18 protein-coding genes and 1 riboswitch are annotated in these 20,906 nt (G+C 64.9%); of the genes, 17 read left to right on the top strand and 1 reads right to left on the bottom strand.

Features of this window, described 5'->3' with window-relative positions:
* Positions 1 to 225 precede the first annotated feature (225 nt).
* Both QCE69_RS13395 and QCE69_RS13390 read left to right on the top strand, forming a co-directional pair.
* Positions 226 to 4,929, top strand: a complete 4,704-nt coding sequence (locus QCE69_RS13395; RefSeq protein WP_309918789.1) for a glutamate synthase-related protein — start codon at positions 226 to 228, stop codon at positions 4,927 to 4,929.
* A gap of 80 nt (positions 4,930 to 5,009) precedes the next feature.
* Entirely contained in the window at positions 5,010 to 6,476 is a 1,467-nt protein-coding gene (locus tag QCE69_RS13390) for a glutamate synthase subunit beta (RefSeq protein WP_309918786.1), read from the top strand.
* A gap of 171 nt (positions 6,477 to 6,647) precedes the next feature.
* Here the strand turns inward: QCE69_RS13390 and QCE69_RS13385 are convergent, their stop codons facing one another.
* Positions 6,648 to 8,390, bottom strand: a complete 1,743-nt coding sequence (locus tag QCE69_RS13385) for an ABC transporter ATP-binding protein/permease (RefSeq protein ID WP_309931135.1) — start codon at positions 8,388 to 8,390, stop codon at positions 6,648 to 6,650.
* 276 nt (positions 8,391 to 8,666) lie between these two features.
* Positions 8,667 to 8,791, top strand: a riboswitch (TPP riboswitch).
* A 224-nt stretch (positions 8,792 to 9,015) separates the two neighbouring features.
* Between QCE69_RS13385 and QCE69_RS13380 the strand changes: the two genes are divergently transcribed.
* From QCE69_RS13380 to hisG, 15 genes are all read left to right on the top strand, one after another.
* Positions 9,016 to 10,176, top strand: coding sequence for an FAD-dependent oxidoreductase (locus QCE69_RS13380; RefSeq protein WP_309931134.1), 1,161 nt, complete (start codon positions 9,016 to 9,018; stop codon positions 10,174 to 10,176).
* 15 nt (positions 10,177 to 10,191) lie between these two features.
* Complete coding sequence (gene thiS, locus QCE69_RS13375) at positions 10,192 to 10,389, top strand: sulfur carrier protein ThiS (protein WP_309918776.1); 198 nt, start codon at positions 10,192 to 10,194, stop codon at positions 10,387 to 10,389.
* Positions 10,390 to 10,427: 38 nt separating this feature from the next.
* A complete protein-coding gene (locus QCE69_RS13370; protein ID WP_309918773.1) occupies positions 10,428 to 11,234 on the top strand; it encodes a thiazole synthase in 807 nt (268 codons plus the stop codon).
* Positions 11,231 to 12,325 carry a thiamine phosphate synthase gene (thiE, locus tag QCE69_RS13365; RefSeq protein WP_309931132.1) on the top strand — a complete coding sequence of 365 codons (1,095 nt, stop codon included), beginning with the start codon at positions 11,231 to 11,233 and terminating at the stop codon, positions 12,323 to 12,325. The genes QCE69_RS13370 and thiE overlap by 4 nt, the downstream gene beginning before the upstream one ends.
* A gap of 97 nt (positions 12,326 to 12,422) precedes the next feature.
* Positions 12,423 to 13,238 carry an ABC transporter ATP-binding protein gene (locus tag QCE69_RS13360; protein WP_309918766.1) on the top strand — a complete coding sequence of 272 codons (816 nt, stop codon included), beginning with the start codon at positions 12,423 to 12,425 and terminating at the stop codon, positions 13,236 to 13,238.
* Positions 13,235 to 14,002: a lipid asymmetry maintenance ABC transporter permease subunit MlaE gene (gene mlaE / locus QCE69_RS13355; RefSeq protein WP_309918763.1), complete on the top strand. Its 768-nt coding sequence runs from the start codon at positions 13,235 to 13,237 to the stop codon at positions 14,000 to 14,002. The genes QCE69_RS13360 and mlaE overlap by 4 nt, the downstream gene beginning before the upstream one ends.
* A 92-nt stretch (positions 14,003 to 14,094) precedes the next feature.
* Positions 14,095 to 14,670, top strand: a complete 576-nt coding sequence (gene mlaD, locus QCE69_RS13350) for an outer membrane lipid asymmetry maintenance protein MlaD (RefSeq protein ID WP_309918760.1) — start codon at positions 14,095 to 14,097, stop codon at positions 14,668 to 14,670.
* 10 nt (positions 14,671 to 14,680) lie between these two features.
* Positions 14,681 to 15,622, top strand: a complete 942-nt coding sequence (locus QCE69_RS13345) for a VacJ family lipoprotein (protein ID WP_309931129.1) — start codon at positions 14,681 to 14,683, stop codon at positions 15,620 to 15,622.
* Between the two features lie 124 nt (positions 15,623 to 15,746).
* Positions 15,747 to 16,376 (top strand): ABC transporter substrate-binding protein, encoded by a 630-nt coding sequence (locus tag QCE69_RS13340; protein ID WP_309931128.1) that lies wholly within the window; start codon positions 15,747 to 15,749, stop codon positions 16,374 to 16,376.
* The gene (locus QCE69_RS13335; protein ID WP_309918751.1) at positions 16,373 to 16,660 is read left to right on the top strand and encodes an STAS domain-containing protein; all 288 of its coding nucleotides are present in this window, start codon (positions 16,373 to 16,375) and stop codon (positions 16,658 to 16,660) included. Before QCE69_RS13340 ends, QCE69_RS13335 begins: the two co-directional genes overlap by 4 nt.
* Positions 16,661 to 16,867: 207 nt before the next feature.
* Positions 16,868 to 17,794, top strand: a complete 927-nt coding sequence (locus QCE69_RS13330) for an ABC transporter ATP-binding protein (protein WP_309931127.1) — start codon at positions 16,868 to 16,870, stop codon at positions 17,792 to 17,794.
* Positions 17,791 to 18,546, top strand: coding sequence for an ABC transporter permease (locus QCE69_RS13325; protein WP_309833534.1), 756 nt, complete (start codon positions 17,791 to 17,793; stop codon positions 18,544 to 18,546). The genes QCE69_RS13330 and QCE69_RS13325 overlap by 4 nt, the downstream gene beginning before the upstream one ends.
* A gap of 16 nt (positions 18,547 to 18,562) precedes the next feature.
* Entirely contained in the window at positions 18,563 to 18,802 is a 240-nt protein-coding gene (locus QCE69_RS13320; protein WP_309810225.1) for a BolA family protein, read from the top strand.
* Between the two features lie 132 nt (positions 18,803 to 18,934).
* A complete protein-coding gene (gene murA / locus QCE69_RS13315; protein WP_309918748.1) occupies positions 18,935 to 20,206 on the top strand; it encodes a UDP-N-acetylglucosamine 1-carboxyvinyltransferase in 1,272 nt (423 codons plus the stop codon).
* Positions 20,203 to 20,895, top strand: coding sequence for an ATP phosphoribosyltransferase (gene hisG, locus QCE69_RS13310; protein ID WP_309810219.1), 693 nt, complete (start codon positions 20,203 to 20,205; stop codon positions 20,893 to 20,895). The genes murA and hisG overlap by 4 nt, the downstream gene beginning before the upstream one ends.
* Positions 20,896 to 20,906 lie beyond the last annotated feature (11 nt).

Here is a 20,906-nt window from a genome sequence, read left to right as displayed (position 1 = left end):
GCAACTTTGCACCATATCGATAATAGGTGCCAGACCACCACATTTTGTTTGCCATCTTTTTGATTCGTCGCGTATATTTCGATTTCCGGCGATTGCCGCGGTGCAGCGTGCCGCGCACGACCGTGCAGTGCGACCTGATTCGTTGAAACAAAACGGTCGCACAGCAACAAGAAAATGGTTCAACGGCCGCGTCAGTCGGCCCCTCACAGTAGAGACGGTGTCCCCATGAACGATCATCAGCAACCGGCAGTCGGTTCGCTTCCCGCCGCGCAGGGCATGTACGACCCTGCCAACGAGCATGACGCCTGCGGCGTCGGCTTCGTCGCCCACATCAAAGGGAAAAAGAGCCACGAGATCATTCAGCAGGGTCTCAAGATTCTCGAGAATCTGGACCACCGCGGCGCAGTGGGCGCCGATCCGCTGATGGGCGACGGCGCCGGCATCCTGATCCAGGTGCCGGACGGTTTCTATCGCGAGGAAATGGCCAAGCAGGGCGTGACGTTGCCGCCGGCGGGCGAATATGGCGTCGGCATGATCTTCCTGCCGAAGGAACACGCCTCGCGTCTCGCGTGCGAACAGGAACTCGAACGTACCGTGAAGGCAGAAGGCCAGGTGGTGCTCGGCTGGCGCGACGTCCCCGTCGACTCCACCATGCCCATCTCGCCCGCCGTCAAGGCCACCGAGCCGCTGATCCGCCAGATCTTCATCGGGCGCGGCAAGGACATCGTCGTGACGGACGCGCTCGAGCGCAAGCTGTACATCATCCGCAAGACCGCCAGCCACCGCATCCAGGCGCTCAAGCTCAAGCACGGCAAGGAATACTTCGTGCCGTCGGTGTCGTCGCGTACCGTGGTCTACAAGGGGCTGCTGCTCGCGGGCCAGGTCGGCGTGTATTACCGCGACCTGCAGGACGAGCGCGTCGTCTCGGCGCTGGCGCTCGTGCACCAGCGCTTCTCCACCAACACATTCCCGGCGTGGGAGCTCGCGCACCCGTATCGCATGATCGCGCACAACGGTGAAATCAACACCGTGAAGGGCAACGTCAACTGGCTGAACGCGCGCACCGGCGCGATCGCCTCGCACGTGCTCGGCGACGACCTGCCGAAGCTCTGGCCGCTGATCTACCCGGGCCAGTCGGACACGGCTTCGTTCGACAACTGTCTCGAACTGCTCGTGATGGCCGGCTACCCGCTCGTCCACGCGATGATGATGATGATCCCGGAAGCGTGGGAGCAGCACACGCTGATGGACGACAACCGCCGCGCGTTCTACGAATATCACGCCGCGATGATGGAGCCGTGGGACGGTCCCGCCGCGATCGCGTTCACCGACGGCCGTCAGATCGGCGCAACGCTGGACCGTAACGGCCTGCGTCCGGCGCGCTATCTCGTCACCGACGACGACCTCGTGATCCTCGCGTCGGAGTCGGGCGTGCTGCCTATTCCCGAGTCGAAGATCGTCCAGAAGTGGCGCCTGCAGCCGGGCAAGATGTTCCTGATCGACATGGAGCAGGGCCGCATCATCCAGGACAAGGAACTCAAGGACAACCTCGCGAACGCCAAGCCGTACAAGAGCTGGATCGAGGCCGTGCGCATCAAGCTCGACGAGATCGAGCCGAAGGCGGAAGACGTCGAGACGCAGCGCCGCGAAGCCGCCGTGCTGCTGGACCGCCAGCAAGCGTTCGGCTACACGCAGGAAGACCTCAAGTTCCTGATGGCGCCGATGGCGCAATCGGGCGAGGAAGCCATCGGCTCGATGGGCAACGACTCGCCGCTGGCAGTCATGTCCAACAAGAACAAGACGCTGTACAACTACTTCAAGCAGTTGTTCGCGCAAGTGACGAACCCGCCGATCGACCCGATCCGCGAGAACATGGTGATGTCGCTGGTGTCGTTCATCGGCCCGAAGCCGAACCTGCTCGACACGACCAACATCAACCCGACGATGCGCCTCGAAGTGTCGCAGCCCGTGCTCGACTTCAAGGACATCGCGAAGATCCGCGCCATCGACCAGTACACCGGCGGCAAATTCAGCTCGTACGAACTGAACATCTGCTACCCGGTTGCATGGGGCAAGGAAGGCATCGAGGCGCGCATCGCGTCGCTGTGCGCGGAAGCCGTGGACGCCGTCAAGTCGGGCTACAACATCCTGATCGTGTCGGATCGCCGCGCGGATCGTGACAATGTCGCGATCCCGGCGCTGCTCGCCACCTCGGCCATTCACTCGCATCTCGTTGCGCACGGTCTGCGCACGAGCACGGGTCTGGTCGTCGAAACCGGCTCGGCGCGCGAGACGCATCACTTCGCGCTGCTCGCGGGCTACGGCGCGGAAGCCGTGCACCCGTACCTCGCGCTGGAGACGCTCGCCAACATGGCCGAAGGCCTGAAGGGCGATCTCTCGGCTGAGAAGGTCATCTACAACTTCACGAAGGCGGTCGGCAAGGGCCTGCTCAAGGTCATGTCGAAGATGGGCATCTCGACGTACATGTCCTACACCGGCGCGCAGATCTTCGAAGGCGTGGGCCTGTCGGCGGATCTGGTCGAGAAGTACTTCAAGGGCACGGCGTCGAAGGTCGGCGGCATCGGCATCTTCGAAGTGGCCGAGGAAGCGATTCGCCTGCATCGCGATGCGTTCGGCGACAACCCGGTCCTCGCCAACATGCTCGACGCGGGCGGTGAGTACGCGTACCGCGTGCGCGGCGAAGAGCACATGTGGACGCCTGACGCCATCGCCAAGCTGCAGCACTCGGCGCGCAGCAACTCGTACCAGACGTACAAGGAATACGCGCACATCATCAACGACCAGACGAAGCGTCACATGACGTTCCGCGGTCTGTTCGAGTTCAAGGTCGACCCGGCCAAGGCGATTCCGCTCGAAGAGGTCGAATCGGCCAAGGACATCGTCAAGCGTTTCGCGACCGGCGCCATGTCGCTCGGCTCGATCAGCACGGAAGCGCACGCCACGCTGGCGGTCGCGATGAACCGTATCGGCGGCAAGTCGAACACCGGCGAAGGCGGCGAGGACGAAACGCGCTATCGCAACGAACTGCGCGGCATTCCGATCAAGAACGGCGACACGCTGCAATCGATCATCGGCAAGGAGGTCGTCACCGACATTCCGTTGAAGGAAGGCGATTCGCTGCGCTCGAAGATCAAGCAGGTGGCATCAGGCCGCTTTGGCGTGACGGCGGAGTATCTCGCGTCGGCGGACCAGATCCAGATCAAGATGGCGCAGGGCGCGAAGCCCGGCGAAGGCGGTCAGCTGCCGGGTCACAAGGTGTCGGATTACATCGGCAAGCTGCGTTACTCGGTGCCGGGCGTCGGTCTCATTTCGCCGCCGCCGCACCACGACATCTATTCGATCGAAGACCTGGCGCAGCTGATCCACGATCTGAAGAACGTGAACTCCGGTTCGAGCATTTCCGTCAAGCTGGTGTCCGAAGTGGGCGTCGGCACGGTGGCGGCCGGTGTCGCGAAGGCGAAGGCGGATCACGTCGTGATCGCGGGCCATGACGGCGGCACGGGCGCTTCGCCGCTGTCGTCGCTCAAGCATGCGGGCACGCCGTGGGAACTCGGTCTCGCCGAAACCCAGCAGACCCTGGTGCTGAACCGTCTGCGCGGCCGTATCCGCGTGCAGGCCGACGGCCAGATGAAGACCGGCCGCGACGTCGTGATCGGCGCGCTGCTCGGGGCGGACGAGTTTGGCTTCGCAACGGCGCCGCTCGTCGTCGAAGGCTGCATCATGATGCGCAAGTGCCATCTGAACACGTGCCCGGTCGGCGTCGCGACGCAGGACCCGGTGCTGCGCGCGAAGTTCTCCGGCCAGCCGGAACACGTCGTCAACTTCTTCTTCTTCGTGGCCGAGGAAGTGCGCGAAATCATGGCGCAGTTCGGCATCCGCAAGTTCGACGACCTGATCGGCCGCGCCGAGCTGCTCGACACGAAGAAGGGCGTCGAGCACTGGAAGGCGAAGGGTCTCGATTTCTCGCGCGTGTTCTATCAGGTGCCGGTGGAAGCCGATGTCGCGCGCAAGCATGTGGACGTGCAGGACCACGGTCTGGACAAGGCGCTCGATCACATCCTGATCGAGAAGTCGAAGGCCGCCATCGAGAAGGGCGAGCATGTGTCGTTCATCCAGCCGGTGCGCAACGTGAACCGTACGGTCGGCGCCATGCTGTCCGGCACGATCGCGAAGAAGCATGGCCACGACGGCCTGCCCGACGACTCCATCCACATCCAGCTGAAGGGCACGGCGGGTCAGAGCTTCGGCGCGTTCCTCGCGAAGGGCGTGACGCTGGATCTGGTCGGCGACGGCAACGACTACGTCGGCAAGGGCCTTTCGGGCGGGCGCATCATCATTCGCCCGACCAACGACTTCCGCGGCAAGTCCGAGGAAAACATCATCTGCGGCAACACGGTGATGTACGGCGCGATCGAAGGCGAAGCGTATTTCCGCGGCGTCGCGGGAGAGCGCTTCTGCGTGCGCAACTCGGGCGCGACGGCGGTCGTCGAGGGCACCGGCGACCACGGCTGCGAATACATGACCGGCGGCACGGTGGTCGTGCTCGGCGAGACTGGCCGCAACTTCGCGGCGGGCATGTCGGGCGGGATCGCCTTCGTGTACGACCCGGATGGCAGCTTCGCGGGCAAGTGCAACAAGTCGATGGTCGCGCTCGATCCGGTGCTGCAGCAGGCCGAACAGGAGCGCACGGTGGATCGCGCGCTGTGGCACGCCGGCAAGACCGACGAAGCGCTGCTCAAGGGGCTGATCGAGCGTCACTTCCAGTTCACCGGCTCGCCGCGCGCGAAGGCCTTGCTCGAAAACTGGGACGCGTCGCGCCGCCAGTTCGTCAAGGTCTTCCCGACGGAGTACAAGCGCGCGCTGGCTGAAATTGGCGCGAAGAAGTCGAAGGACGCCATCGCGGCTTGACGCCTCGTTCACACAGAAACAAGCGCGCTCTGCCGCAAAGACGTCGGAGCGCGTGATCCTCACCAAATACAGAGAAAGAAATGGGCAAGGCAACCGGTTTTCTCGAGTTCGAGCGCCAGCACGAGGCGTACGAAGCACCGCTGACCCGCGTCAAGCACTACAAGGAATTTGTTGCGGCGCTGACCGATGAAGACGCGAAGGTTCAGGGCGCGCGCTGCATGGACTGCGGCATTCCGTTCTGTAACAACGGCTGTCCGGTCAACAACATCATTCCGGACTTCAACGATCTGGTGTTCCAGCAGGACTGGAAGAGCGCGATCAACGTGCTGCATTCCACCAACAACTTCCCGGAGTTCACGGGCCGCATCTGCCCGGCGCCGTGCGAATCGGCGTGTACGCTGGGCATCAACGACGATCCGGTCGGCATCAAATCGATCGAGCACGCGATCATCGACAAGGCCTTCGCCGAAGGCTGGGTCGTGCCGCAGCCGCCGAAGCACAAGACGGGCAAGAAGGTTGCCGTGGTCGGTTCCGGTCCCGCGGGACTCGCTGCCGCGCAGCAGCTGGGACGCGCGGGACATGACGTCGTCGTGTTCGAGAAGAACGACCGCATCGGCGGCCTGCTGCGCTACGGCATTCCCGACTTCAAGCTGGAGAAGTGGCTGATCGACCGCCGCATGCGCCAGATGGAAGCGGAAGGCGTGTCGTTCCGCACCAATGTGTTCATCGGCAAGGAAGCGATGCCGGAATACATCGCCAACACGGCGAAGGAAACCATCACGCCGGACGAGCTGAAGGAACAGTTCGACGCCGTGGTGATCGCGGGCGGGTCGGAAACGCCGCGTGATCTGCCGGTGCCGGGCCGCGAGCTCCAGGGCATCTACTACGCGATGGAATTCCTGCCGCAGCAGAACAAGGTCAATGCCGGTGACAAGGTCCCGGACCAACTGCTGGCCAAGGGCAAGCATGTGGTCGTGATCGGCGGCGGCGATACGGGTTCGGATTGTGTCGGCACGTCGAACCGGCATGGCGCGAAGGGCGTGACGCAGTTCGAACTGCTGGCGCAGCCGCCTGAAGAAGAGAACAAGCCGCTCGTGTGGCCGTACTGGCCGATCAAGCTGCGCACGTCTTCGTCGCATGAAGAGGGCTGCGAGCGTGACTGGTCGGTGGCGACGAAGCGCTTCGAGGGCAAGAACGGCAAGGTCGAGAAGCTGATTGCGGTGCGCGTCGAGTGGAAGGGCGGCAAGATGCAGGAAGTGCCGGGTTCGGAGTTCGAGATGAAGGCCGATCTCGTGCTGCTCGCGATGGGCTTTACGCAGCCGGTGTCGCCGGTGCTGGAAGCGTTCGGCGTCGAGAAGGATGCGCGCGGCAACGTGCGTGCTTCGACCGAAGGCGACAAAGCGTATTACACGTCGGTGGACAAGGTGTTCACGGCGGGCGATATGCGGCGCGGCCAGTCGCTGGTGGTGTGGGCGATTCGCGAGGGACGCCAGTGCGCGCGGTCGGTCGATGCGTTCCTGATGGGGAGCAGTGAGCTGCCGCGTTAAAGGGTCGTCTTGTCAGGCTTGAGAAAGGCGGATGGTCGAAAGGCTGTCCGCCTTTTTGGTTTTCAGGAGCGCAGGCGCTGTTGACTACTGCGCCAGATAGCAAAGAAAAAACCGCACCAGCAATCCCTCACCGATGTGGTCCTCGCGACCCACCCGAAACCGAAAACCGCCTCAAGCTTCCGCCATCGTCCTCTCGATCTCGATCTTGTAGTCATGGAACATCGCGACCGACTCACGATGCGCGACGCTCAGAATCGCCGCCTTCGGCAGCTTCTCCAGCACCGTGTTGTAGATATGCAGTTCGTTCTCCGCGTCGAGCGCGCTGGTCGCTTCATCGAGGAACAGGAAATCCGGCTTGTGCAGCAGCACGCGCGCCGCGGCCAGACGTTGCTGCTCGCCCGGCGACAGACTCCGCGCCCAATGCGCACTTTCCTCCAGCCGATCCACATACGACCCGAGATTGCAGAGACGCAGCGCCTCGCGGGTTTCTTCGTCGCTGAACGTGCCGCCCGGCGACGGATACGCGAGCGCCGCACGCAGCGTGCCGATCGGCAGATAGCTCACTTGCGGGATGAACATCATCTTCGCGTCGACGGGAGCGTCGATGGTGCCGTCGCCGAACGGCCACAGTCCCGCGAGCGCCCGCATCAGGGTGCTCTTGCCCGAGCCCGACGGTCCGACCACCAGCCAGCGCGAGCCCGGCTCCACCGACACGTTCGCCACCCGCGACAGCGGCGTGCCGTTCGGCAGCGCGAGCGTCAGGCCCTGGGTCGTGAGCGACGGCGTGCTCGTGTAGTGCAGGTTGATGCCGCCGCGCGCGGTCGCCGGCGAGTTTTCCTCGCGGATGTGGGTGGAGCGCATCACGCGCTTGAATTCACGCAGACGATTCACCGTGGCGCGCCATTCGACCAAGGTCGAATAACTGTTGATGAACCAGGAAAACGAGTCGCTGACCGTGCCGAACGCCGATGAAATCTGCATCAGCACGCCAAACGAGAACGCGCCCGCGAAGTAGCGCGGCGCCGCGACCATGATCGGAAAGATGATGGCGATCTGGCCATAGAAGCTCAGCACGAAGGTCATGCGCTTCGTGTACTTCATGATCAGCCACCAGTTGTCGCGAATGCGCTGGAAAATGGACTTGGCGGTCGCCGTTTCGGTCGTGATGCCGTCGTAGAAGGCAATCTGTTCGGCGTTCTCGCGCACGCGGATCAGCCCGAAGCGGAAGTCCGCTTCCACCTTCTGCTGCTGGTAGTTGATCGATACCAGCGGATGCCCGACCTTCTGGATGATCAGCGAGCCCAGGATCGCGTACAGCGCGGCGGCCCAGACCATGTAGCCCGGAATCGTGATCGGCGTGCCGCCGAGCGAGAAGGTCAGCGCGCCCGCGATGGTCCACAGGATCGTGATGAACGTGACCAGCGTGACGAGCGTCGAGAGCAGATCGAGCGAGAGCGAAAGCGTCGTGGTCGCGAAGGATTGCAGGTCGTCGCTGATACGCTGGTCGGGGTTGTCGGCGAGCCGGTCGCGTTCAATGCGATAGAACGCCTTGTCGCCGAACCATTGTTCGAGATACTTGTTCGTCAGCCATTGGCGCCAGCGGAACGCCAGCATCTGCCGCAGATACCGTCCATAGACCGCGAGCAGGATGTAAGCGAATGCCAGGCCGGTGAAGATCAGCAGCAGGTGCGGGAAATCCTTGACGTTCTTGTTCTGCAGCGCGTTGTAGAAGTCCGCGTTCCAGCTGTTGAGCCGGACGTTGATCCACACGACCGTCATGTTGATCGCGATGATCGCCACGAGCAGGCCCCACGCGAAGCCGCGTTCCTCGGAAACCCAGTAGGGCTTGATGAGGCTCCACGCCGAGACTTCGTCGGCCTTTTGCTGAGTATTTTCGGTGCGTGTGTCGATCATGAGCTTCCTGCCGATGCGCCCTTCGGGCGGCGGATTGTTGCGTGGTCGCGCGACGGACGTGCTGCGCGGTGCGGCCGGCTGCGGCCTGCGGTGGTGTTCAGGGCAGCCAGTTTCGGGCCTGCAAATTGTTCCGAACTTGCCTTAACGCTCACTTAATTTCGCGCGCTCGCCGGCTGAACCGTGTTCGCGGCATTGTGCCAGAGTGCCGCCGCACAGGAAAAAAGCAGGGCGCAATCCCGGTTTGCAGCGCCTTTGCCTTTCATGTTCTAATGACCTTCGACGAAACAGGGGTGCTTTGCATGCATCGACGGCCGGAACCGGCCCTCACGCAGCGAGGCTGAGAGAGACCCTTTGCACCCGATCCGGGTAATACCGGCGAGGGAAGTTTCCGGAGAACGCGCGCCACCCGCGCCATTCCTCCAGTTTCTTCCGCACCTTGTTCTTTCCGTCCGGCGCGCGTCCGCAGCCGGGCCGGTCTCTCCGCCCATGTCGTCCTTGTGATGTGCCGCAGCGCCTGCACGGACGGATCGGGCCAATTCTGCCTTCCTCCTTTCTGACGCAGCGTGAGGCATGAGCCTCGTGCGCACGCTTTATGTGCCCGCGCCGGCCGATAGGAGACATCGAATTGAACAGCATCCATCAGACCGCCGACCCCCAGGCGGATTTCGCCGTGATCGGCGGCGGGCTCGTCGGCCGGCTCGTGGCCTGGCAGCTGGCAGGCGCGGGGCATCGAGTGAGTCTTTTCGAGCGCGGCGACGCGCTCGGCTCGCAGTCAGCCGCCTGGGTTGCCGCCGCGATGCTGGCGCCGCTCGCCGAAGCCGCCAGCGCGGAACCGCTTGTGGTCGGGCTCGGCGCGGCATCGCTCGAACGCTGGCCGGGGCTCATCGCGCAATTGCCCGAGCCGGTCTTTTTCCAGCGCAACGGCACGCTTGTCGTCTGGCATGGCGCGGATCGCGCCGAGGCGCCCTTGCTCGAACGCCGGCTGCGCGCCAATTCTCCGGCCGGCCTGCTCGATGGCGGCTTCGTCAAGCTCGCCGGCGCCCAGGTCGCGCAGGCGGAACCGGCGCTCGGCACGCGTTTCGCGCAAGGCTGGCTGCTGCCGAACGAAGGACAGCTCGACAACCGCCAGGCGCTCGCCGCATTGGCCGCGGGACTCGCCGCGCGCGGCGTGCGCACGCACTGGAACACGACGGTCGAGGCGATGCCCGACGCGCGCTGGATCATCGATTGCCGCGGCCTCGGCGGCAAGCCCGCCTGGCCTGCGCTGCGCGGAATTCGCGGCGAGGTGGCGCGAGTGCACGCGCCGGGCATCGGGCTGTCGCGGCCGGTGCGGCTGCTGCATCCGCGCTATCCGCTTTATATCGCGCCGAAGCAGGACGATCTCTACGTGATCGGCGCGACGGAAATCGAAGGCGAGGACATGTCGCCGGTGAGCGTGCGGTCCGCGCTCGAACTGCTGAGCGCCGCGTTCGCCGTGCATCCGGGTTTCGGCGAGGCGCGCATCCTCGAGCTCAACGCCCACTGCCGGCCGACCTTGCCGGATCACCGGCCCGCCATCGTCTGGGACGGGGCACGGACGGTGCGCGTGAACGGGCTGTATCGGCATGGCTTTATGATTGCGCCCGAAGTCGCGGACGCCGCGTGCCGGCTGGCGGAAGCGCTCATCGCCGGCAATGTAGCCAGCCACGCGAGCTTCGATGAACATCGCCGCGCCGCCCGCTGGCCGGAACTGCTGCATGGCGCGGCCGACACTGTTGCGACACCGGCGCCGGCGCTGTCGCACTAGACAAGAGACAAAGCCATGAACATCCACATCAATCAGCGCGCCTTCGAGCTGCCCGACGCCGCCACCGTCAACGAGGCGCTCGCCGCCTTCGGCGCGAAACCGCCGTTCGCCGTCGCGCTCAACGGCCAGTTCGTCGCGCGCGGCGAGCACGCCATCCGTACGCTTTCCGCCGGCGACCGGCTCGACGTCGTGTCGCCCGTCGCGGGCGGCTAGGTCGCATGACGCATTCCGAAGAATCGAAGGATCCCATCATGACCACACAGACCGCCGACGTGCTCACGCTCTACGGCCAGTCGTTCCCGAGCCGGCTCTTGCTCGGCACGTCGCGTTATCCGTCGCTGCAATCGCTGTCGGACGCCATCGACGCCGCGCGTCCCGGCATGGTGACGGTTGCGCTGCGGCGCCAGTCCGAGACTGGCGAGGCCGGCTTCTTCGACGTGCTCAAGCGTCACGGCGTCGCGCTGCTGCCGAACACGGCGGGCTGCCAGAGCGTCGACGAGGTGCTGACCACGGCCTGCATGGCCCGCGAAGTGTTCGAGACGCCCTGGATCAAGCTCGAACTGATCGGCGACGACTACACCTTGCAGCCCGATCCGATCGGTCTGGTCGAGGCGGCGTCGAAGCTGATCCGCGATGGCTTCAAGGTGCTGCCCTATTGCACGGAAGACCTCGTGATCGGCCGGCGCCTGCTCGACGTGGGCTGCGAAGCGCTGATGCCATGGGGCGCGCCGATCGGCACCGGTCGCGGCGTGACCAATCCGTACGGGCTGCGCACGCTGCGCGAGCGTTTGCCGGACGTGCCGCTGATCGTCGATGCCGGGCTCGGCGTGCCGTCGCACGCCAGTCAGGTGATGGAATGGGGCTTCGACGGCGTGCTGCTCAACACGGCGGTGTCGCAGGCGACCTTTCCGCCGCAGATGGCGCGGGCGTTCGCGCTGGGCGTCGAGGCGGGACGCACCGCGTTTCTCGCCGGACCGATGGCCGAGCGCGACAGCGCGCAGGCGAGCACGCCGGTGGTCGGCATGCCGTTCTGGCATCAGGAAGGAGGTGCGGCATGAGCTTGCTGAATCGTGAAGTGTTCTGGCCGCCGGCGGACGAGCTGATCGAGGTCGCGGAACGGATCCGCGCCCGGCTGGGCGACTGGCCCGTTGCGGAAACGCGCTGGCGCATTTGCCTGACCGCGCCCGAAACGCCGCAGGCGAACGACCTGATCGTGTTCACCGAGGCGCACGACGCCGACGCCGGGCGCCTGACGGAGCAGGGCGCGGCCGTGCTCGAAGCCCATGAGGAGCGCGTGGTGCTGCATCGGGGCGACGAGCGTTTCGCACTGGAAGGCGCACGCAGCGACGACTGGCTCGCGGCGCTCGCGGCGTTCCTTGATTGCAACTTCGAGCCGCACGACGCGCTGGTGCTCGCGCTCGCGTGGCGTGCCGGCGACGAGGCGCGCGACGACGCATGGCCCGTCGATTTCGCGACCTTCCCGCGCGTCGCGGACTTGCCGCCCGCACCGGAAGGCGGCTTCGCGCCGTGTCCGGACCGGCTCGGGCTGTATCCGGTGCTGCCGGATGCCACCTGGGTGGAACGGGTCCTCGATCTCGGCGTGCGCACGGCGCAGCTGCGCCGCAAGTCGACCGCCTCCGACACGCCCGCCGTTTTGCGCGAGCAAATTTCGCTTTCGGTCGAAGCGGGGCGCCGGCACGGCGCGCAGCTGTTCATCAACGATCACTGGCGCGAGGCGATCGCGGCGGGCGCCTATGGCGTGCATCTCGGCCAGGAAGACGTGCAGACGGCGGATCTGAACGCGATCGCGCGGGCCGGCGTGCGGCTCGGCCTGTCCACGCACGGCTATTACGAGATGCTGCGCGCGCTGCATTTCCGGCCGAGCTACCTGGCTCTCGGCGCCGTGTTCCCGACCACGACCAAGGTCATGCCGACCAAACCGCAGGGCCTGGCGCGGCTCGCGCGCTACGTGCAGTTGCTGTCGGGCCGCGTGCCGCTGGTGGCGATCGGCGGAATCGATGCCCAGGCGATGCCCGGCGTGCTCGCGACGGGCGTCGGCAGCGGCGCGGTAGTGCGTGCCGTCACCGAGGCGCCGGACACCGCCGTAGCGGTTTCGACATTGCAACAAATGTTTGCTGGTCAACCGTGAAAACTCTCAAAAAGGCCGACGCACGGCCCTAGGCAAAGCACCGATTGCGCGCAGGCCCTATAATTCGGCCTCTTGCGTCAACGGAATCTCTTACCCAGTGCCTGCTTCCTCCGAGACTCTGCTGGAGCTGCGCGACGTCGATTTCGGCTACGGCGACCGGCTCGTTCTATCCAACCTGAACATGCGTTTCACGCGTGGGCAGGTGGTCGCCGTCATGGGCGGCTCCGGCTGCGGCAAGACCACTACCTTGCGTCTGATCGGCGGCCTCGTGAAGGCGAGCCGCGGCCAGGTGATGTTCGGCGGCCAGGACGTCGGCGCGCAGACGCGCGAAGGCCTGTACGCACTGCGCCGCAAGATGGGCATGCTGTTCCAGTTCGGCGCGCTGTTCACGGACCAGACCGTGTTCGAAAACGTCGCATTTGCACTGCGCGAACACACCGATCTTCCGGAAGATCTGATCCGCGACCTCGTGCTGATGAAGCTGAACGCGGTCGGCCTGCGCGGCGCGCGCGACCTCGCGCCGTCGGAGATTTCCGGCGGCATGGCGCGGCGCGTGGCGCTGGCGCGCGCCATCGCCCTGGATCCGCAACTGATGATGTACGACGAGCCCTTCGCCGGCCTCGATCCCATCTCGCTCGGCATCACGGCGCAGCTCATCCGCACGCTCAACGACGCCCTCGGCGCCACATCCATTCTGGTCACGCACGACGTGCCCGAATCCTTCGCCATCGCCGACTACGTGTATTTCATCGCGAACGGCGGCATTCACGCCGAAGGCACGCCGGCGCAACTGCGGGCCTCGGAAGACCCGACCGTGCGCCAGTTCATCGACGGCACGCCGGACGGCCCGTTCAAGTTCCACTACGCGAGCACTCCGCTTGCTGAGGATTTCGGCATCGGAGGGCGCGCATGATCAGCGCAATCGGACGCTGGGTGCTGGACGGCTTCGGCACCGCGGGCTACGCCACGCGCATGTTCGCGCGGCTCGTGCTCGAATTCTTCCCGCTGCTGCGCCGTCCGCGGCTCGTCACGAAACAGATTCACTTCGTCGGCAACTATTCGCTCGTCATCATCGCGGTGTCGGGCCTGTTCGTCGGTTTCGTGCTCGGCTTGCAGGGCTATTACACGCTGAGCCGCTACGGTTCCGAACAGGCGCTCGGCCTGCTGGTCGCGCTGTCGCTGGTGCGCGAACTCGGCCCGGTCGTCACCGCGCTGCTGTTCGCCGGGCGCGCGGGCACGTCGCTGACGGCGGAAATCGGCTTGATGAAGGCCGGCGAACAACTCACGGCCATGGAAATGATGGCCGTCGATCCCTTGCGGGTCGTCGTGGCGCCGCGCCTGTGGGCGGGCATCATCGCCATGCCGGTGCTGGCGGCCATTTTCAGCGCGGTGGGCATTCTCGGCGGCTATGTGGTCGGGGTGATGCTGATCGGCGTGGATCCGGGCGCGTTCTGGTCGCAGATGCAAAGCGGCGTGGATGTCTGGCGCGACGTCGGCAACGGCGTCCTCAAGAGCGTGGTGTTCGGTTTCGCGGTGACGTTCATCGCGCTGTTCCAGGGCTACGAAGCGAGGCCGACGCCGGAAGGCGTGTCGCGCGCGACGACGAAAACCGTCGTGTACGCGTCGCTGGCCGTGCTCGGGCTCGATTTCCTGCTGACCGCGCTGATGTTCAGCTAGAACCCGGTGCCAGGCGCCGGATCCGGCGCGGGCGTTGTGAAGGCCACAGACCGTCACGCGCCATCTGCGAAAAGATTCTCTTTGGGAAGACGATGAAAAAGACTGCTCTCGACTTTTGGGTCGGCCTGTTCGTGGTGCTCGGTTTCGTGGCGCTGCTGTTTCTCGCGCTGAAGGCGGGCAACATGAGTTCCCTGTCGTTCCAGCAAACCTATGCGGTGAAGCTCAAGTTCGACAACATCGGCGGACTGAAGCCGCGCGCGCCGGTCAAGAGCGCGGGCGTGACCGTGGGACGGGTCGGCAGCATCGGCTTCGACCAGAACACGTACCAGGCCGTGGTCACCATCGACATCGACAAGCAGTACCAGTTTCCGAAGGACTCGTCGGCGAAGATCCTGACCTCGGGCCTGCTCGGCGAGCAGTACATCGGCCTCGATCCCGGCGGCGACGACCAGATGCTCAAGAACGGCGACACCATCACGATGACGCAGTCCGCCGTGGTGCTCGAAAACCTGATCGGCCAGTTCCTCTATAACAAGGCGGCGGATTCCGGCGCATCGAAGGCGCCGGCTGCACCGGCTCCCGCTGCACCGGCCTTCCCGGGCGCGGCGAGCGCAATGGGGGCTTCGGGGGCTTCGGCTGCGTCGCCTGCATCGGGCGCGGCTCAATAAGGAGAAGAACATGCAGGCCATGGGGATGCGGTGTGCGGCGATGATCGTGTGCGCAGCGGCACTCGGCGGGTGTGCCACCGTGACGACGCCCAGCAAGGGCGATCCGTTTGAGAGCTACAACCGCACGATGTTCACGATCAACGACACGGTGGACCGCTACGCGCTGAAGCCGGTGGCGAAGGGCTACGTGTGGGCGGTGCCGGAGCCGGTGCGCAACAGCGTGACCAACTTCTTCTCGAACATCGGCGACGTGTACATCGCCGCGAACAATCTCATGCAGTTGAAGATCGCGGACGGCGTGTCGGACATCATGCGCGTCGCGATCAACACGGTGTTCGGCGTCGGCGGCCTGTTCGACGTCGCAACGCTCGCGAAGCTGCCGAAGCACGTGGGCGATTTCGGCCTGACCATGGGCCATTACGGCGTGCCGCCGGGGCCGTATGTCGTGCTGCCGCTGCTCGGCCCGAGCACCGTGCGCGATTCCGCCGGCCTGGTGGTCGACTATTTCGGCAATCCGCTGACCTACGTCAGCCCGGATTCGGTGAGCTGGGCGCTGTACGGCGTGAACCTCATCAACACGCGGGCGAATTTGCTGGACGTCTCCGACCTGCTCGCCGACGCCGCCCTCGACAAATACACGTTCGTGCGCAACACGTACCTGCAGCGCCGCCAGTTCCTGATCACCGGGGGCGGCAGCAGCATGTCCGACTATGAAACGCCGCCGCCGAATTATTCCGACAGCGAAGGCGCGGCCGCTGCGACCGGGGCATCGGAAACGGCAGCACCCGCCGAGCCCGCGTCGGCAGCATCAGCGGCAGCGGAGGGCGCCGCGCCGGCATCAGGCACGGCGGCTGCACCTGCTCCGGCGAGCGACGTCAACGGCACCGTGCCCGGCAACCAGTACGTACCACCGCGCGCGCCGCCCGGGTTCCCTTCGTTCCGCCTGCGTTGAGCGGTGGTTTGCTAACGCGCGGTAACATAGCTGACGTCATTTCTTACGATTTGGAGCGTGTCTCGCCTGAACTCGATTCAGGCAGCACGCTCAAACTGAAGCCTCTATCTCTGCAGGGTTTGCGATGAAAAAACTATTGCTTCTTCCCATTTTCGCCATGTTGGTGGCTTTCTGCGGTTCGGCGTCGGCGCAGTCGGTGGATGCGAATTCGCCGGAACAGCTGATCAAGACCGTGACCACGCAAGTACTCGATCAACTCAAGTCCGACAAGCAGATCCAGTCGGGCAACATCAACGAGATCACCAAGCTCGTCAACGAAAAGATCCTGCCTTATACGGATTTCACGCGCACCACGCGTCTCGTGATGGGCCGCAACTGGAACACGGCCACGCCCGAACAGCAGAAGCAGATCGTCGAGCAGTTCAAGATGCTGCTGATCCGCACCTACGCGGGCGCGCTGGCGCAAGTGCGTAACCAGACCATCCAGTACAAGCCGTTCCGCGCGTCGCCGGAAGATAACGATGTCGTGGTCCGCTCGGTCGTGATGAACAACGGTTCGCCGGTCGAACTGGATTACCGCCTGTACAAGACCACGCAAGGCTGGCGCGTGTACGACATCAACGTGCTCGGCGCGTGGCTGATCCAGGCGTATCAGCAGCAGTTCAACGAGCAGATCCAGCAGCATGGCGTGAGCGGCCTCCTGCAGTTCCTCACGCAGCGCAATCAGCAGCTCGCGAGCGGCAAGGCATCGTGAGTACGCCGGCCACGGGCGGCCGTTTTCAGGCGGCCGCGTCGCTGACGCATGAGAGCGCGAAGGCCGCGCTCGAAGCCGGCCTGTCGCGCATCGCGGCGGGCGCGAGCGAGGTGGATTGCGCACCGCTCACGCAGTTCGATTCCTCCGCGCTCGCCGTGCTGCTCGCATGGCAGCGCGCCGCGTCGGCGCGTGGCGCCGCGCTCGGCGTCTTCAATCTTCCCTCCGGGCTCGAGAGTCTTGCGCGAGCCTATGGCGTCGATACGCTTCTCTCCTTCCGACATTGATCCAGCACTGAACTCGCAGCGGCCCAGGTGGCCGCTGCGTTCACGCCAGCAGGATCGCCGCAAGGTCGGCCCAGGCCGCTTTGCCCTATAATCAAACGTTTTTTCGGGCGTTGCCCCGGCCCTCTTTATGCGAGCCGGTTCGAGCGGGCCCGAAAGCGCCATCCCCGCACAATCGAGGCGCGGCCGAACGTGGCCCGCGCACAGTCCATGTCAGCGATAGAAATCCGAAACGTCAGGAAGCGCTACAAGGAGCTCCAGGCGCTCAAAGGCGTGAGCCTCACGGTCGAAGAGGGTGAATTCTTCGGCCTGCTCGGCCCGAACGGCGCGGGCAAAACCACCTTGATCAGCATCCTGGCCGGCCTCGCCCGTGCCGATAGCGGCACGATCTCCGTGCGCGGACACGACGTCGTCAGCGACTTTCGCGCGGCGCGCCGCGCGCTGGGCGTAGTGCCGCAGGAACTCGTGTTCGATCCTTTCTTCACCGTCCGCGAGTCGCTGCGGATCCAGTCGGGCTACTTCGGCCTGCGCCGCAACGACGACTGGATCGATGAAGTGATGGCCAACCTCGATCTCACCGAGAAAGCCGACGTCAACACCCGCGCGCTGTCGGGCGGCATGAAGCGCCGCGTGCTGGTGGCGCAGGCGCTGGTGCACCGGCCGCCGGTGATCGTGCTCGACGAGCCCACCGCCGGCGTCGATGTCGAATTGCGCCAGACGCTCTGGAAGTTCATCTCGCGCCTGAACCGCGAAGGTCACACCATCGTGCTGACCACGCATTACCTGGAAGAAGCCGAATCCCTGTGCGACCGCCTCGCGATGCTGCGGCGCGGCGAAGTCGTCGCGCTAGAACGCACGAGCACGCTGTTGCAGCGCTTCGCCGGCATGCAGCTTTACCTGCGTCTGGCGAATGGCCCGTTGCCCACCGAACTGCGTGCGCTCGAAGTAGATCCGCAGGCCGTGTCCGGCGCCCAGCATCTGCTGCGGCTCACGAGCTACGACGACGTCGAGCCGATCCTCGCCAAATGCCGCGCGGCCGGCTGCACCTTCGACGAAATCGAAGTGCGCAAGGCGGATCTCGAAGACGTGTTCATGCAGGTGATGAACGGGCCCGAAGTGGTCGAGGGACTTTCATGAGCGGTTTCCAGACGTTGTTCTACAAGGAGCTGCTGCGCTTCTGGAAGGTGTCGTTCCAGACCGTGCTGGCGCCGGTGGTGACGGCGCTCCTGTACCTGACCATCTTCGGTCATGCGTTGTCGGGGCACGTGCAGGTGTATCCGGGCGTGGGCTACACGAGCTTTCTCGTGCCCGGCCTCGTGATGATGAGCGTGTTGCAGAACGCGTTCGCCAACAGCTCGTCGTCGCTGATCCAGTCGAAGATCACCGGCAATCTGGTGTTCGTGCTGCTGCCGCCCATCGCGCACTGGGAGATGTTCTTCGCCTATGTGCTGGCGTCGGTGGCGCGTGGGCTGTGCGTCGGGCTAGGCGTGTTCATCGTGACGATATGGTTCATCCCGATGTCTTTTTCCGCGCCGTTCTACATCATTGCGTTCGCGGTGCTCGGCTCGGGCATCCTCGGTACGCTGGGTCTGATCGCGGGCATCTGGGCCGACAAGTTCGACCATCTGTCCGCATTTCAGAACTTCCTGATCATGCCGCTCACGTTTCTTTCCGGCGTGTTCTACTCGACACATTCGCTGCCGCCGCTGTGGCGCGCGGTGTCGCATCTGAACCCGTTCTTCTACATGATCGACGGCTTTCGCTACGGCTTCTTCGGCGTCTCGGACGTGAATCCGCTGGTGAGCCTGTGCATCGTCGGCGCATTCCTGGCCGCGCTGGCGTTGATCGCCGTGCGCATGCTCGCGAGCGGCTTCAAGCTGCGTCATTAAATTCAAGGAGACTTCCATGCAACCGACTCCGGAGCAGGTGAAAGGCTATATCGCAGCCGGTCTCGCCTGTCAGCATCTCGAAGTGGAGGGCGACGGCCAGCACTTCTTCGCGACCATCGTGAGCGACGCGTTCGCCGGCAAGCGGCCGATCGCACGCCATCAGCTCGTCTATGCCGCGCTCGGCGAGCGCATGCGCGAGGAAATTCACGCGCTCAGCATGAAGACGCTCACGCCCGAGGAGTGGCAAGCGGCCTGAACCCGGCCGGCCATGCCGGCATCGCCGGGAGAATCACGCAGACATAGGCAGTAGACAGTGCGAATCATCAAAGACAACCGCGGCGTCGAAAGCGGCTCCGCAGCAGGAAGCTCGGTCGAAGGACACGTCATCATGGATAAACTGGTCATTACGGGAGGCACCCCGCTTTCCGGCGAAATCACCGTCTCGGGCGCCAAGAACGCGGCGCTGCCGATTCTTTGCGCAAGCCTGCTCACCGCGGACGACGTTCATCTGTCGAACGTGCCGAACCTGCAGGACGTGCGCACCACGCTCAAGCTGCTGAAACAGATGGGCGTGCAGTCGGAAGTGTCGGCGGACGGCCGCGTGACGCTCAATGCATCGAAGGTCGACAACCTCGTCGCGCCGTACGAGCTCGTGAAGACGATGCGCGCGTCGATCCTCGTGCTCGGGCCGCTGGTCGCGCGCTTCGGCGAGGCGAAGGTGTCGCTGCCGGGCGGCTGCGCGATCGGCGCGCGTCCGGTCGATCAGCACATCAAGGGCCTGCAGGCGATGGGCGCCGAGATCAACATCGAGCACGGCTTCATCGAAGCGCGCGCGAAGCGTCTGAAGGGCGCGCGCATCATCACCGACATGATCACCGTGACCGGCACCGAGAACCTGCTGATGGCAGCGGTCCTCGCCGACGGCGAGACGGTGATCGAGAACGCCGCGCGCGAACCGGAAGTGACGGACCTCGCGCAACTGCTCGTGAAAATGGGCGCGAAGATCGACGGCATCGGCACGGACCGGCTCGTGATCCAGGGCGTCGAGAAATTGCACGGCGCGCGGCATGCGGTCGTGCCGGACCGTATCGAAGCGGGCACGTTCCTGTGCGCGGTCGCGGCGGCGGGCGGCGACGTCACGCTGCGTCACGTCAGGCCGCATCTGCTCGATGCCGTGACGGCCAAGCTGCGCGAGGCGGGCGTGAGCATCGAGGAAGGCGACGACTGGATGCGCGTGCGCATGGCGCAGCGCGCCGAAGCGGTGAACATCCGCACCTCCGAATACCCGGCGTTCCCGACCGACATGCAGGCGCAGTTCATGGCGCTCAACACCATTGCCAACGGCACCTCGCAAGTGGTCGAGACGATCTTCGAGAACCGCTTCATGCACGTGCAGGAGCTGAACCGTCTGGGCGCGAGCATCACCATCGACGGCAATACGGCGCTGGTCGCCGGCGTCGAGAAGCTGTCCGGCGCGAAGGTCATGGCAACGGACCTGCGGGCCTCGGCCTGCCTCGTGATCGCGGCGATGTGCGCAGACGGCGAAACCTTGATCGACCGCATCTACCACCTCGACCGCGGCTACGACCGCATGGAAGCGAAGCTGACGGCGGTCGGCGCCAACGTGCGCCGTATCGCGGGCAGCGGAGGCGAACAATGAGTTCGTTGCCGCAGACGTCGTCGTCGCTGGCGGCGAGCGCGCCGCTGACGCTCGCCTTGTCGAAAGGGCGTATCTTCGAGGAAACGCTGCCGCTGCTCGCGGCAGCCGGCGTGCAGGTGGCCGAGGATCCGGAAAGCTCGCGCAAGCTCATTCTGCCGACCACCAATCCGAATCTGCGCGTCATCATCGTGCGCGCAACCGATGTCCCCACCTACGTCGAATACGGCGCGGCGGACTTCGGCGTGGCGGGCAAGGACGTGCTGATCGAACATGGCGGCGGTGGCCTGTATCAGCCGGTGGATCTGGATATCGCGCGGTGCCGGATGTCGGTCGCGGTCAAGGCCGGTTTCGACTACGCGAGCGCGGTGCGCCAGGGCGCGCGCCTGCGGGTCGCGACCAAGTACACCGAGACGGCGCGGCAGCATTTCGCGTCGAAGGGCGTGCACGTGGATTTGATCAAGCTGTACGGCTCCATGGAACTGGCGCCGCTGGTCGGGCTCGCGGATGCGATCGTCGACCTGGTCAGCTCGGGCGGCACGCTCAAGGCGAACAATCTGGTCGAGGTGGAGGAGATCATGCAGATTTCGTCGCGCCTCGTCGTGAATCAGGCGGCGCTGAAGCTCAAGCGGGCGGCGCTGAAGCCGTACCTCGACGCGTTCGAGCGCGCCACCGGCGGGTCAGGCAATTAGGCGGGCCGCAC

It is taken from the genome of Caballeronia sp. LZ032, assembly GCF_031451315.1.
Taxonomy (GTDB): domain Bacteria; phylum Pseudomonadota; class Gammaproteobacteria; order Burkholderiales; family Burkholderiaceae; genus Caballeronia.
Note: the sequence above shows the minus strand (reverse complement) of the source record. Positions and strands in the feature narration are given on the sequence as shown.